The sequence below is a fragment of the Flavihumibacter solisilvae genome (assembly GCF_000814475.1).
Classification (GTDB): Bacteria; Bacteroidota; Bacteroidia; order Chitinophagales; family Chitinophagaceae; genus Flavihumibacter; species Flavihumibacter solisilvae.
The window spans coordinates 324,992-338,956 of sequence record NZ_JSVC01000015.1 but is presented as its reverse complement, the minus strand read 5'-3'; the positions used below and the strand labels follow the sequence as shown (position 1 = coordinate 338,956).

14 protein-coding genes are annotated in these 13,965 nt (G+C 48.1%); 5 read left to right on the top strand and 9 right to left on the bottom strand.

Features of this window, described 5'->3' with window-relative positions; all coding sequences use genetic code 11:
* Positions 1-5 precede the first annotated feature (5 nt).
* From aroB to OI18_RS14235, 8 genes are all read right to left on the bottom strand, one after another.
* Complete coding sequence (gene aroB, locus OI18_RS14270; protein ID WP_039140796.1) at positions 6-1,025, bottom strand: 3-dehydroquinate synthase; 1,020 nt, start codon at positions 1,023-1,025, stop codon at positions 6-8.
* Positions 1,026-1,043: 18 nt separating this feature from the next.
* A complete protein-coding gene (locus OI18_RS14265) occupies positions 1,044-2,111 on the bottom strand; it encodes a chorismate mutase (protein WP_039141002.1) in 1,068 nt (355 codons plus the stop codon).
* A 54-nt stretch (positions 2,112-2,165) separates the two neighbouring features.
* Positions 2,166-3,014 (bottom strand): prephenate dehydrogenase, encoded by an 849-nt coding sequence (locus OI18_RS14260; protein WP_039140794.1) that lies wholly within the window; start codon positions 3,012-3,014, stop codon positions 2,166-2,168.
* A 1-nt stretch (position 3,015) separates the two neighbouring features.
* Positions 3,016-4,209: a pyridoxal phosphate-dependent aminotransferase gene (locus tag OI18_RS14255; protein WP_052273235.1), complete on the bottom strand. Its 1,194-nt coding sequence runs from the start codon at positions 4,207-4,209 to the stop codon at positions 3,016-3,018.
* Positions 4,206-5,036, bottom strand: coding sequence for a prephenate dehydratase (locus OI18_RS14250; RefSeq protein ID WP_039140793.1), 831 nt, complete (start codon positions 5,034-5,036; stop codon positions 4,206-4,208). Before OI18_RS14250 ends, OI18_RS14255 begins: the two co-directional genes overlap by 4 nt.
* 233 nt (positions 5,037-5,269) lie before the next feature.
* Positions 5,270-5,833: a hypothetical protein gene (locus OI18_RS14245; protein WP_039140791.1), complete on the bottom strand. Its 564-nt coding sequence runs from the start codon at positions 5,831-5,833 to the stop codon at positions 5,270-5,272.
* A gap of 58 nt (positions 5,834-5,891) precedes the next feature.
* Entirely contained in the window at positions 5,892-6,707 is an 816-nt protein-coding gene (murQ, locus tag OI18_RS14240; protein WP_039140788.1) for an N-acetylmuramic acid 6-phosphate etherase, read from the bottom strand.
* Between the two features lie 23 nt (positions 6,708-6,730).
* A complete protein-coding gene (locus tag OI18_RS14235; RefSeq protein ID WP_039140786.1) occupies positions 6,731-7,573 on the bottom strand; it encodes an N-acetylglucosamine kinase in 843 nt (280 codons plus the stop codon).
* A gap of 114 nt (positions 7,574-7,687) precedes the next feature.
* Between OI18_RS14235 and OI18_RS14230 the strand changes: the two genes are divergently transcribed.
* Entirely contained in the window at positions 7,688-9,280 is a 1,593-nt protein-coding gene (locus tag OI18_RS14230; protein ID WP_039140784.1) for a S41 family peptidase, read from the top strand.
* An 82-nt stretch (positions 9,281-9,362) separates the two neighbouring features.
* Here OI18_RS14230 and OI18_RS14225 read toward each other — a convergent pair whose 3' ends face one another.
* Entirely contained in the window at positions 9,363-9,710 is a 348-nt protein-coding gene (locus tag OI18_RS14225) for a DUF6249 domain-containing protein (RefSeq protein WP_039140781.1), read from the bottom strand.
* A gap of 164 nt (positions 9,711-9,874) precedes the next feature.
* Between OI18_RS14225 and OI18_RS14220 the strand changes: the two genes are divergently transcribed.
* The 4 genes from OI18_RS14220 (at position 9,875) to OI18_RS14205 (ending at position 13,951) form a co-directional block, all read left to right on the top strand.
* Entirely contained in the window at positions 9,875-10,537 is a 663-nt protein-coding gene (locus tag OI18_RS14220; RefSeq protein ID WP_240312776.1) for an RNA polymerase sigma factor, read from the top strand.
* Between the two features lie 25 nt (positions 10,538-10,562).
* Positions 10,563-11,105, top strand: coding sequence for an anti-sigma factor (locus OI18_RS14215; protein WP_039140780.1), 543 nt, complete (start codon positions 10,563-10,565; stop codon positions 11,103-11,105).
* A gap of 47 nt (positions 11,106-11,152) precedes the next feature.
* Positions 11,153-12,790 (top strand): tetratricopeptide repeat protein, encoded by a 1,638-nt coding sequence (locus OI18_RS14210; RefSeq protein WP_052273234.1) that lies wholly within the window; start codon positions 11,153-11,155, stop codon positions 12,788-12,790.
* 99 nt (positions 12,791-12,889) lie between these two features.
* A complete protein-coding gene (locus tag OI18_RS14205) occupies positions 12,890-13,951 on the top strand; it encodes a phosphotransferase enzyme family protein (RefSeq protein WP_039140778.1) in 1,062 nt (353 codons plus the stop codon).
* The last annotated feature ends 14 nt before the right edge of the window (positions 13,952-13,965 follow it).

Here is a 13,965-nt window from a genome sequence, read left to right as displayed (position 1 = left end):
AGCAGTTATAATTGTTCTATTATAGTTTTCACCTGGTCAAGCGGCAACGTATGTACCACTCCCTTTCCGATCCTGTCAAGCAGGATGTAGTGAATAGTATCACGTTCCCTTTTCTTGTCATGCTTAAGTACATCAAACACTTTGGTCCGATCGAAACTTGCATAGGTAGGCAGTCCATAACTGGAAATAAGTGATACCACTTTTTCGGTCTGCCTGAAACCAAGCAAAGACGATGAAAGATGAGCGGCATAGGTCATGCCAATGGAAACAGCCTGACCGTGGGAAAGTTCAAACTGGTTCTCAAGCGCATGCCCGAGGGTATGACCGAAATTCAGGAGCTTTCTTTCGCCCTGTTCAGTCTCATCCCGCTGAACCACTTTGGTCTTCAGCAGGGCATTCCTTCGAACCAATGCAGCAATTGCATTCTTCCGGCCACGGTAATACGCAAGATCATGTTCTGCAAGTTCGCGGAACATCGGGGCATCCTTGATGCATGAATGTTTGATGATCTCTGCAAATCCGTTCTGCCACTCGCTTTCGGGAAGCGACTGCAACAGGGAAACATCAAAGAACAGGAAGGCAGGCTGGCGGATTGTTCCTACGAGGTTTTTATATAAACCAACGTCGATTCCATTCTTCCCACCAATCGATGCGTCTACCATCGCGAGCAGGCTTGTCGGGATAAACCCGGTGCGGATGCCGCGCATATAAGTTGCGCCAACATACCCCGTCAGGTCGGTGATTACTCCACCACCAAAGCCGATAAGAGTTGTCTTCCTGTCGGCCTCCATCTCCGCCAGCGTGTCGACGATCGTGTCAGCGGTCTGCTGCACTTTAAACTCCTCGCCGGGTTTGACAACGATCGTGTTCCAGCCTTTGAGCTTCTTCTTATAGCTGTCGTACAGGTTTTCATCAGTGATGATCACTGAATACTTCCTGTCTGCAACCAGCTGAAGCTTTGACAGAGAAGCATTAAAATGGTATTCCGTTACAGCATTTCCTATCCTGATCTTTTTACTTTCCATTTTGCCTTTCGAATGTGCTTAACTGTTCATGATCTTGTTCTGGTGGTTGATGCTTTCCATGTGTACTGCATCGAAGTACCGCGTGATGAATTCTTTGCTCAGGCCAAGTTTATCGCCTTTCAGGAAAGCACGGTCAAGGATCTCGTTCCACCTGTTGGTCTGGAGGATCGTGATGTTGTTATTCTTTTTGTAGGTACCGATCTGTTCTGCAACTTTCATCCGCTGGCCGAGGATCTGCAACAGTTCGTCATCGAGGTGATTGATCTGCTGGCGGAGTTTCTCCAGGGCTGCATGGTATGATTCTGAATCCACATCCTCTTTTCTCCATGCCAGTGTATTGAGCATTTCAGCGAGCTTCTCAGGAGTAACCTGCTGTTTTGCATCACTCCAGGCATTATCTGGATCAATATGGCTTTCGATCATCAGTCCATCGTAATCGAGGTCAATCGCCTTTTGCATTACATCCATGAGAATATCACGACGGCCACAGATGTGTGAAGGGTCGTTGATCACCATCAGCTCCGGGTTGCGCCTTTTCATTTCAATCGCAAGGTGCCACATTGGTGCATTGCGGTATTCTGTGTTACCGTATGATGAGAATCCACGGTGAATGAGACCAATCTGTTTAATGTTTGACTTTGCAACTCTTTCAACAGCGCCAAGCCACAATTCCAGGTCGGGGTTAATGGGGTTTTTGATCAGCACTGGAACGTCGGCACCACGAAGGGCGTCGGCAACTTCCTGAACACTGAACGGGTTAACTGTAGTACGAGCACCGATCCAGAGGATGTCCACATCAAAATGAAGGGCATCTTCCACCTGCTTTGCTGTAGCCACTTCCACTGCAACCGGCAGACCAGTCAGCTTTTTTGCCTGCTGGAGCCATGGCAGTCCCTTAGTACCAATACCTTCAAATGAGCCTGGACGCGTACGTGGTTTCCAGATCCCCGCCCGGAGAACGTCAACCTTACCTGTATTGGCGAGCTGCTGTGCCGTAGCGAGTACTTGCTCTTCCGTTTCTGCGCTGCAGGGTCCTGAGATGATCAGGGGACGTTTCGCCCATGCCTGCTGTGTGATTTGTTTCATTGTTTTGTTGTCAGTTGCTTGCATATAGATTATTTAAAATTAGCATTTTGATATTTATCCAAGAATTCTGCGGATCCTGTTTGCGTTTTCAATCAGTTCCTGCAGGTAATCATAGTTCTCTTTTTCAAGGCAGGACTTGAACTTGCGGAGCTGGCTGATGTGCTCGTTAAGGACGTCCAGTACATTATCGCGGTTCTGCATGAAGATGGGTACCCACATGGCGGGATTACTTTTGGCAAGACGCACCGTGCTTTCAAAACCACCACTGGCCAGCTCAAAGATCGCCTGGTCTTCCCTCTCCTTTTCCAGCACCGTATTGGCGAGGGCAAAGGATGTGATGTGCGAGATATGACTTACGTAGGCTGCGTGAAGGTCATGCGCCACAGCATTCATTTCCAGCAGGTGCATGCCGATTTTTTTATAAGCGAACCGGGTCCACTCCACAGCATCGGCGTCGCTTTCAGCAGTATTACAGAGTACCACCGCCTTGTTTTCAAATGCATTTTTCACTGCTGCCTGCGGACCGCTGTATTCGGTTCCCCACATCGGGTGTGTGGCAACATAACGGCCTCTTTTAGGGTGACCGGAAACCGCATTGATCATTTGCTCCTTGGTGGAACCGGCGTCAAAGACGATCTGGTTGGTTACCAGGTCAAGTACCTTCGGCAGCAGGGCAACCATCTGGTCTACCGGAACGGCGAGAATGACCACCTCACTGCGCTCAATGGCCTCCTCCAGTGGTAACACTTCATCAACAAGTCCAAGTTCAACAGCGCGGGTCGCATGTTCACTGCTTTTTTCAACCCCGATTATACCGGCGGCCATCCCCTTTTCATTCAGCTGCAGTGCCAGGGAGCCACCAATCAATCCAACGCCTACTATGGCTATTTTTTTCCTTTCCATTTTATTGAGCTTCTGCTTTACTGGTTGCTGCTGCCGTGGCCGCTAATTTGATCCGGTCCATTGCAAGAATGATCTTTTCTTCCGGACTGCACAGGCTAACCCGGATATAGTTATTACCTGCAGATCCGAAAATCCCGCCAGGTGTAATGAACACATTCGCATTATAAAGTACATTATCACTCAAAGCATATCCATCCGCGTGAGCGTCGGGAATCGCTGCCCAGACAAACATGCCAACCTGGTTGGGGTCGTAGGTGCATTGCAGCAGGTCGAGCAGTTCAAAAACCAGTTTTCTCCTGCGTGCGTACACTGCGTTTACGCTGTCGTACCATTCCTTTCCGAGGCTCAGCGCCTTTGCCGCTGCAAGCTGTGCCGGAAGGAACATACCACTGTCCATATTGCTTTTGAAGCGGAGCACTTCATCGATCCGGGTCTTACTGCCGCTAAGCATTCCAACCCGCCATCCTGCCATGTTATGACTTTTACTTAAACTGTTGAGTTCGATCACCACATCACGGGCACCTTCAACAGCAAGGAGGCTTACTGGCTTCTCATTCAGGATGAAACTGTATGGGTTATCGTGGCAGATTAGTATATTATGTTTCCTGCCAAACTCCACCAGCTTCGTAAAGAACTGCAACGAGGGAAGCTGGCCTGTAGGCATGTGCGGATAATTGACCCACATGAGCTTCACTTTGCTGAGATCAGTTTTTCCAAGCGCATCGAGGTCCGGCTCCCAGTTCAGCGAAGCGTGCAGTTCATAAGACACCGGCACACCACCGGCAAGCCTTACTGCACTGCTGTAGGTCGGGTAACCAGGATTCGGGATCAGCACTTCGTCACCTTCATTTAAGTATGTCATGCAGATGTGCATAATGCCTTCCTTGCTCCCGATGAGGGGAAGAACTTCCGTTTCGGGATCAAGTTCAACATTGTACCACTTCCTGTACCAGTCGCTCATGGCAGTACGCAATACCGGGCTTCCCTTATAATTCTGGTAAGCATGTACATTGGGCTTTGCACTTTCTTCTTTCAGGGTCTGCACCACATCCGGGTGCGGAGGCAGATCCGGGCTTCCGATACCGAGGTTGATAATGGCCTTCCCCTGCCGGTTCAGTGAATCTATTTCACGCAGCTTCTGCGAAAAATAATATTCCCCGATTCCATTCAATCTTTTTGCTGTGGTGATGTTCATGGTGTTCTTCCGTTTTTGTATATGCCATATACCTGCAAGGCTGCGGTAAGCGGTTTTATTGCTGCGATGATCGATTCAAATTGTTCAAGGCTGTCAAACTCCATATCAGCATGGAAGCTGTATTCCCAGTCGCTGCCGGGAATAGGAAAACTTTGCAGTTTGCTGAGATTGATACCACCATCCGCAATGCGACTGAGCACGCGGGCAAGGCTTCCCCTCGAATGGTCGGTATGAAAATTAACCGAAGCTTTGTTCGCCCCTGCTACCGGCGCTACCAGGTCTTCGCGTTTCAATACCAGGAAGCGGGTATAATTGTTCTTCATGGTATGGATGTTCGGAGTCAGCACATTCAGCTCGAACAGGTCAGCCGCAAGTTTACTTGCAATGGCAGCAGCATGCCTGTGCCTCTTCTGGTGAATATGTTTTGCGCTAAGCGCCGTGTCTTCCGTCTCTACCAGTTTCCAGTTGTACTTCTCGAGGTAATCGATGCACTGCAGGATTGCCATGGGATGGGAATGCACCTCGCGGATATCTTCAAGCTGTACCCCCGGATTGGCAAGCAGGTTCTGCTTGATCTGGAGATAGACTTCACCAACTACGCGGAGATTACTTTTTTGCAGCAGGTTGTAATTGGGAAGGATACTGCCGGCGATGGAATTTTCAATGGCCATTACACCACCGTCACTTTCTTTTTTGCTGCCTGCAATCCTGATCACTTCGCGGAATGTGTCGCAGGGAATCACTTCCACCTGCTTACCGAAGAATTGCTGTGCAGCCACCTGGTGAAAGCTGCCTTCGTAACCTTGTATTGATACTCTTGTTGCCATAAAAAACAAGAGTCCCGGCTTTCTGCCGGGACTCTTTATGTTAGTTGTTGATGAACGTTTTTGGTTGATCAAACACAAAGCATCGCCGGCCTTCTGCCTGTAAAAAAGTAGAAGTAAAAATAAAATCGGCCAAATGCTTTCGCTGTGATCATGAAGTAAAAATAATCAATGAATTGATAACGAAAAAAGTTTTTTTCCTTACAGATGTTAGTTTACCCGCTATTTAATTGCTTTCAGGACAACCTTTTGCGTTGTTCATCGTCTATTTTCTTAAAGAGATGATAAGGCTTGAACGTACGCCAGGCGGGCAGTTCAAGCAATTCCAAGTAGCGGTGCAACTTGGCTTCCCTGAAATCATATTGCGTCTGTTCCGGCATGTTGAGCAAAACGACCCAGCCATTGTTATCTATCATTTCTTCATACCATTCTTCGTAATAGTCGCGATCCCCGCTATGAAAATTGAGTACGTTCTCGGCGATGATGATGAATTTGTAAATGCCATTCGAATGAAACTGATCGATCACATCGCGCTTCAGGCTCATAATGTCATTTTCGATGGCATCATTCCATTCACCTATCAGTTCAATGATGGCATAGTGCTCCTCATAGTCCGCCATGATCACTTTCATGTAAAGCGTACGTGACCCGAACTCATCCCACTGCGGATGGATATAGTAATTGTAAATGGTCTGGGAAAACTCAAACTCAGAATATACACGGCCATAGAAAGGCGAATGTTCATCTTCCTCACTCACATAAATGTGTCTCCAGTTATAAAAAGGTTCGATGTCGTGCATAGTCAATAGCCCCCGGGCAATTTACGGTCTTCTGCAAAAATTGCCAACACCGGCCCCATTAACCTGCTGAATCGACAGCCTTTTTAACACTACCCCACTTCAGCAATAATTCCCGGGCTTTTTCATAGTCATTTATGGAAAGCTCCTCCATGACCATTTTGGTACCACGGTCAACAAGTTTTTCATTGCTGAGCTGCATATTTACCATCTTATTATCTTCTACCCTGCCGATCTGGATCATGACTGCGGTAGAGATCATATTCAACACGAGTTTTTGAGCCGTGCCACTTTTCATTCTTGTGCTTCCGGTCACAAACTCGGGACCTACAACAACTTCGATTGGAAAGTCTGCGTGTTCGCTGATGGGAGAATTAGGATTGCACGAGATAGAACCGGTTGTGATGCCCCTGCTCCTGCATGCTTTGAGGGCACCGATCACATATGGTGTGGTACCGCTGGCGGCGATCCCGATAACGACATCCTTTTCGCTCACGAAATGTTTTTCGAGGTCGGCCAATCCCTGCTCAAAGCTGTCTTCCGCATTTTCGACTGCTTTCTGGATGGCTTCTTCCCCACCTGCGATGAGACCGATTACAAGTCCATAAGGCATTCCGTAGGTCGGCGGAATTTCACTGGCATCAAGGATGCCAAGTCTTCCGCTTGTTCCTGCGCCCAGGTAAAACAACCTTCCGCCTGCAAGCATTTTGTCAACTATGGATACAACGAGCTTTTCAACCTGTGGAATTGCTTTTGCGACTGCCTTCGGAACCTGCTGGTCTTCGCTGTTTATAAGCTCAAGGATCTCGCTGACGGGTTTCTTATCCAGGTTTCTGTAATGGCTTTCCTGTTCTGTAACTTTCACAAAATCAGTCATATTCTATGGTTCAAATATTGGTTTTATGATGAATGATAGGCAACTAATCCTTCCATAGGATGCTGCAGGATTTTTCCGAGTTCAAATTCGTACGACGCTGTCAGATCCATTACAACGTCCCGGAAGCCGAATGCAACCCCGCCTACAAAATGAACGGGAAGCTTCCAGCTTTCATTGTACTTGCAAAGGTGATTGAAAAAAAAGTCATTCAGGCCATCTTCAATGATATTCTCCACCATGAAATGCCCCCTGTTCTCGGCAAGGAACAATGTGAATCCCGCCAGGAAGCGGTTAGGCAGCGGATGTTTATACACCTTGTCGAGAATCTCTACATCAGTAAGTTTGAACTTCTCGTCAAACCTGTACTGAAGCTCCTCGTCAAATGTTTTGTAGAGGTAGTACTGGACTACTTTTTTGCCAAGGTAGGCCCCGCTGCCTTCGTCGCCAAGGACGTAGCCGAGGCCGGGACTGTTCTTCACAATTTTCTTTCCATTATAAAAGCAGGAGTTGCTCCCGGTACCAAGGATGCAGGCAATTCCCTTGTCCTGCAGGCATACTGCCCTTGCTGCTCCAAGCAGGTCGTGATTCACATCCACTTCAACGGAAGGGAATACACGCTTGAGCGCATTTTTGATTGTTCTCCTGTTTTCAGGATTCTTGCACCCGGTTCCATAATAAAATATCGCCTCTATGGAATAGCGGCTGATCTCCGGGTGAAGATCGCGGCGGACCAGGTCTTCTACCTGAGTGCCATTTAAAAAGTAAGGGCTTATTCCCAGCGTAAACACCGTTTTCTTAATCTTTCCCTTTTCTACCACACACCACTCGCATTTGGTTGCCCCGCTATCAGCTATTAAAATCGCCATGATGTTTCCGTTAAAGAGAAACGAAAATAAAACTATGTTACCATACTGGCGTTATTTATGTATGGTAACCACGCCTTTGCTGCAATTGTGTAATTTGCAGGGAGAATAACGCGTATGAACGAGAAAAAGAGATTACAGGTGTGGCTGCCACTTCTTTTTGCGGTGGTCATGATCATTGGGATGGTGCTTGGTTATAAGCTTCGAGACAATACCCAGACAGCCAGGGGAATTTTCCAGTTTTCGACAAAAAGGGCGCCGGTGCAGGAAGTGCTGGACCTGATCATGATGAAATATGTCGACAAGGTAAACACCGACACACTTGGTAATGACGCCATCCAGGAAATGCTCGTTCGCCTCGACCCGCACTCCAGCTTTATCCCGGCCGTGCACCTTAGTGAAGTGAACGAAGACCTGCAGGGAAACTTCCAGGGGATCGGGATTGAATTCCACATTTTCAAAGACACCGTTAACGTAGTAAGCGTACTGTCAGGCGGACCAAGTGAGAAAGCCGGGCTGGCAGTAGGTGATAAATTTATTAAGGTGGCTGACAGTTCCGTAACGGGCACTGTTACTTCAGAAAGCATCAAGAAGTTGTTGCGTGGCCCCGGTGGCTCCACTGTTTCTGTTACCATGCTTCGCAGTGGCAAGCTGATGAAGTTTGACATCCAGCGGGGCATCATTCCCCTGCCATCCCTGGAAGCTGCCTATATGGCCAACCCGGGCACTGGCTATATACGGATCAGCAAATTTTCCGAAACCACTTACGAGGAATTCATGAGTGCCCTTGAGGAGCTTAAAAATGAAGGATTGCAGTCACTCGTTCTTGACCTTCGCGGAAATGGGGGTGGCATCCTGGGTGAAGCCATCGAGATTGCCGATGAATTCCTGGACGGCGATAAACTGATCGTATATACCGAAGGGAACAGCGTTCCGCGCCAGGAATACCGGGCCCGCCGGAGAGGCTTGTTTGAAAAAGGGAAGCTTGCCCTGCTTATGGATGAACAATCCGCATCTGCCAGTGAAGTTCTTGCAGGTGCATTACAGGATTGGGACCGCGCTGTGGTGATCGGGCGCCGGAGCTTCGGGAAAGGGCTGGTACAGGAGCAGTATAACCTGAGTGACGGCTCGGCTTTAAGGCTGACCGTTGCCCGTTATTACACCCCATCCGGACGAAGTATCCAGAAACCGTACGACAAGGGAATCGACGCCTATGACAATGACATCCTCGAAAGATACCAGCATGGTGATATGGTAAATGCAGACAGCAACAAGATTGCCCACGGCAAAGCCTACAAAACCAGCGGTGGTAAAGTGGTGTATGGCGGCGGGGGTATCATGCCGGATCATTTTGTGGCTGCCGACACGGCGATCCTGTCAAAAGCGTTGGGTGAACTTTACCGCAACAACACTATCAATAACTTTACTTATCTCTACTATATTAATAACAGTAACCAGATCAGGACTTATAAAAATGCCCAGGCATTTGCCGGAAATTTTAAATGGTCTGGCCGTGACTGGAGCAATTTTGTTGATTTTTCAGCGAAGGACAGCGTATCACTTCATTCCCTGCCGGAGCGTGACAAAGTGTTTCTGCAGGAAAGAATGAAGGGACTGCTCGCGAGGTATCGCTGGCGGAACGAGGGCTATTACCTTGTAGTAAATGAAAAAGATGCCGCGGTAAAAAAAGCAATAGAAATCTTGAAATAAACCGTTGCGGATTCAACTCATATCGAAAAGGGCCGACTGCTGAGCAGTCGGCCCTTTTTCAGGATAAGGTGATATACTTAACTTATTGCACTGCGGGCCTGTCCAGGATCTCTTTCTTTTCGATCTTGTAAGACTGGATCAGTCCGAGGCCGCCGCCGATCCCGATAAGCGCAAACCAGAGAGCCGGGTTTTCTTCGTCGTGGAGCATATACTGGGTAACGAAATAAGCGAGGGCGAGTCCGATGCCGGCTCCAAGGAGCAGCAATCCCCATTTCAGGTTGCGGTAAGGCGCGGGTCGATTATTGAACTCTTTCGGGTTCATCCCCCTTTCGATCATGGCCATATTTTCTTTGTTCCGGAGGTAGCATAACCCAAAGATCATGGTGAAAAAGCCAAGGAATACGAGTGCTACCATTAATTCTTCTTGCATAAAACGATATTTTAATTGTTGTTACGGTTAGTGTTCTGTTCAATCAGACTACTGCTTCCGGCGCCAGGTTACAGGGGTTCACTATTTTTTTTCATTTTTTCCTGAACCCGGTAATATGACTGCACGTCGTTCCGACGGGTTACATATATAATTATGTTTATTTTGTGGAGCGCCCTGCCGGTAAAGAATTAAAAAACGGCTGTAACCGGCAGGCAAAAGACGTAGTCATATATACGGCCATGCAAACAGGGCAGACAGACAACGATATCATCCAACAGGTCCGGGACGGCGACCAGCAGGCGTATGCGCAGCTGGTCACCAAATACCAGAATTACGTATTTACGATAGTTCTGCGGTATGTACCCGGTCGCGAAGATGCCGAAGAAGTAGCCCAGGATGTTTTCGTTAAAGCATATCGCAGCCTGTCTGATTTCAGGGGGGAAAGTAAATTCAGTACCTGGTTGTATACTATCACAACCACCACCTGTATCACTTTCCTGAGAAAAAAGAAGCTTGAAGTGCACTCACTTGACAACGAAAAAGTGCTTGCCCATGCTGAAAATATCGACGGCGGGATGCGGGCTAACCAGGTGGAACAGAAGTCCAGGATAAACATGGTCAACCAGGCAATAGCGCTGTTATCGCCGGAAGATGCACAGGTGATCACCCTGTTCTATAAAGGTGAGCAGACCCTGGATGAAATTGCACAGGTACTTGGACAGGAAACAAATACCGTTAAAGTTCGGTTACACAGGGCAAGGCAACGGTTAAAAGATAAAATGGAAAAGTATTTTGCGGCAGAAGTCAGGGACTACGCATCACATTGACAATAACCACCACAAATAAGAGTATATGAATGACCAGCACCAGATCGAAGCACAATTGTGGGAATATATAGACGGTCTCTCTACACCGGAGGAACGTGGGTTCATTGAACAGCTGATTGCCAGCGACCAGCTATGGCGGAGCAAATACGAAGAACTCCTCCAATTCAACAAATCCCTGAATGAAGAGATTGAACTGGAACAACCCTCCATGCGGTTCACAAAAAATGTCATGGAAGAGATTGCCAGGTTACATATCGCACCTGCAGCAAAAACCTATATCAATAAGAATATCATCTATGGTATCGCCGGGTTCATGATTTCCCTGATCGTCGGGTTTGTAATTTATGCGATTGCACAGATCGACTGGTCAGCAGCCGCTACCGAGCCAGGCCGGTTTACCATGGATCTGAGCCGCATCGATTTCAGCCGGATAGATACCAGCAAGATCTTCAGCAATACATATGTGAATGCGTTCATGCTGGTGAATGTCGTGCTGGGACTGATGCTGCTGGATCGTTACCTGGCGCAGCAACGCAAATCCTGGAAAAAAGAAGGGAGCGGGAACTAATTCCCTTGCATTATAAAATTTTTGTATCTTATCGGAAACCATCTGATATGAAAGTTCTCTCGCTTGGGGTTTTCCTGCTCCTGAGCCTCCCTTCGGCCAACACGCCATCAGTATTTACCGAATTAACCCGTAAACAACAAAAGATTATCGGGTGCACTCCCGACTGGTCCGGCGTCGATATTGGCAGTATGGCAGAGACAATGATCCCGCTTCCCGGATCAGGTTCATGGAATTGGAAAATTTCGACGAAGAGTGACAGTGCACAATTTTATTTCAACCAGGGCATCAACCTGTATTATGCCTTCCACATTGTAGAAGCTGTCCCCTCCTTCCGCAAGGCGCAGCAATTTGATCCCGAATGTGGCATGTTATATTGGGGCGAAGCGCTGGCCCTTGGTCCAAATATCAACGACGTTGGTTATGCCGCATCGTCAGCAGCGTTTGCTGCAGCGGAAAAGGCGGCAGGCCTGGCAGAAAAAGCATCTGCCAAAGAAAAGCTGCTCATCAATGCGATGAAAGTAAGGTACAGTAAAGACAGTACGGCAGACCAGTCAGCCCTCAATGAATTATACGCAGCTGCGATGCGCGGTGTGTACAGCCAGTTTGAAAAGGACGCTGATGTTTCCTCGCTGATGGCCGATGCGCAGATGCTTTTACATCCATGGGATTTCTGGCAGCATGACGGCAAAGCCCAGCCCTGGACGCCTGAATTGGTACAACTACTTGAAAAAATCCTGAAGAACGCCCCCCGGCATCCGGGAGCAAATCATTACTATATCCATGTTGTTGAAGCGTCCGATGATCCGGGCAGGGCGCTGAAAAGCGCCGACAGGCTTGCAGACATTGCCCCTTCACTCTCGCATCTCGTGCACATGCCTTCTCACATTTATGTAAGAACCGGCATGTACGAAAAAGGCATCCAGGTTAATACCAATGCACTGGCCGGCTACGAAAGATACAAGCGGTTATTCCCTGAGGTAGAAACCAAGGCGGATCTGTACGACATCCATAACCGTCATTTGCAGGCCGCCTGCGCCATAAACCTGGATGATTACCAGAAGGCCTTAAAGATCTCAGACGAATGCCGGACCAGCTTCACCCCCGACTGGCTCACGCTGCCGGTGTTTGGCTACTACATCCAGTATATCTATATGACACCGGAAATTACCATGACTGCCTTCAGGAAATGGGACGAAATCCTCAGGCAACCGGAAGTTCATGACAGCCTGGTGTACGCGAAGCTTCTGCAATCCTTTGCAAAAGGCGTTGCTGCGGCAAGAAAGGGAGAAAGCGCAGAAGCGGAAAACAGGCTGAAGACGCTCGAAAAACTGCTGGAAGACACTACGCTCGCCGCCCCGATTGGCCCAATGAATGCGCCGAAGTCAGGATCCCTTGTGGCACAGTCCTTACTTCGGGGAGCGATCGCCGAAAGCAAAGGCGATAAATCCGCAGCCATTGCAGCATACAGGAAGGCCGTAGAACTGGAAGATGCCATGATCTATATGGAGCCGAAGGACTGGCTGCTTCCTGCGCGCCACTGGCTTGGCGAAGCCCTTCTTTCCGACAGCCAATGGAATGAAGCCGCAAAAGTTTTCCAGGCCGACCTCGAAAAGAACCCCGGAAACCCTTACGCAAAAAAAGGCCTGAACGCCAGCAAAAAGAAGAAGCAAACGATTGAAATGTAAAAAATACATTTATGTAAATTTTGCACAAACGGTTGCATACACATAGATTATCAGGAAATCCTAAGTTACAGTTCGAATTAGGACACTGAATAATCATTAATGGTACAATCGATTTTACCTGAATTTCCGATCGGCGGCAATGACCTTAGGCTCGAACCTTTTGGATCCGGACTCATTAACAAGACGTGGAGGATCAGGACCGGACAGAAAGATTATATTCTTCAGCGGATCAACGATGATGTTTTCCGTGAGCCACGGCTTATTGCTGAAAATGTGCGGCGGATTGCAGACTATCTCCAAAAGAATCATCCCGATTACCTATTCATTGTACCGGTCAGGACAACGCAGAACGATGACCTGGTGTTCCGTGATGGGGAAGGTTATTTCCGGCTGGCACCGTATGTAGACGGCTCACACACGCAGGATATGGTAACCTCGCCGAATGAGGCATTTGAGGCGGCCAACCAGTTTGGAAAGTTCACCGCACTTTTATCCGGTTTTGATGCCCAAACCCTGAATATCACCATCCCCGATTTTCACAACCTGACCTTGCGATATGAGCAGTTCCTGGAATCTCTTTCTTCAGGAAACACCTCGAGGATCAGTAATGCAGCAGCAGAAGCAGCGTTTATCACCAGCCACAGGCATATCGTGGAAACATATGATGAAATCATCAGTGATCCCGCCTTCAGGACAAGGGTAACACACCACGATACAAAGATCAACAATGTATTGCTCGACGGTCAGAATAAGGGACTTTGCGTGATCGACCTCGACACGGTAATGCCCGGATTTTACATAAGTGATGTGGGCGATATGATGCGGACTTACCTGTCGCCCGCAACGGAAGAAGAAACCGATCTTGACAAAGTTTCCGTACGTGAAGAAATTTTCCGGGCAATTGTGGAAGGTTACCTGAAAGAAATGAAAGTCGTACTTACCCTTAAGGAAAAACAGGCATTCGTTTACGCAGGCAAGTTTATGATTTACATGCAGGCTATCCGTTTCCTGACCGACTATTTCAATAACGACAGGTATTATGGTGAAAAATATCCTGGCCATAACCTGAACCGGGCGAAAAACCAGATCGATTTGCTGCAAAAACTGATCAGCGTGGAAGAACGGCTGACCGTCATCCTCACACAGATCATTAATCAATAACACCAATTATCAGA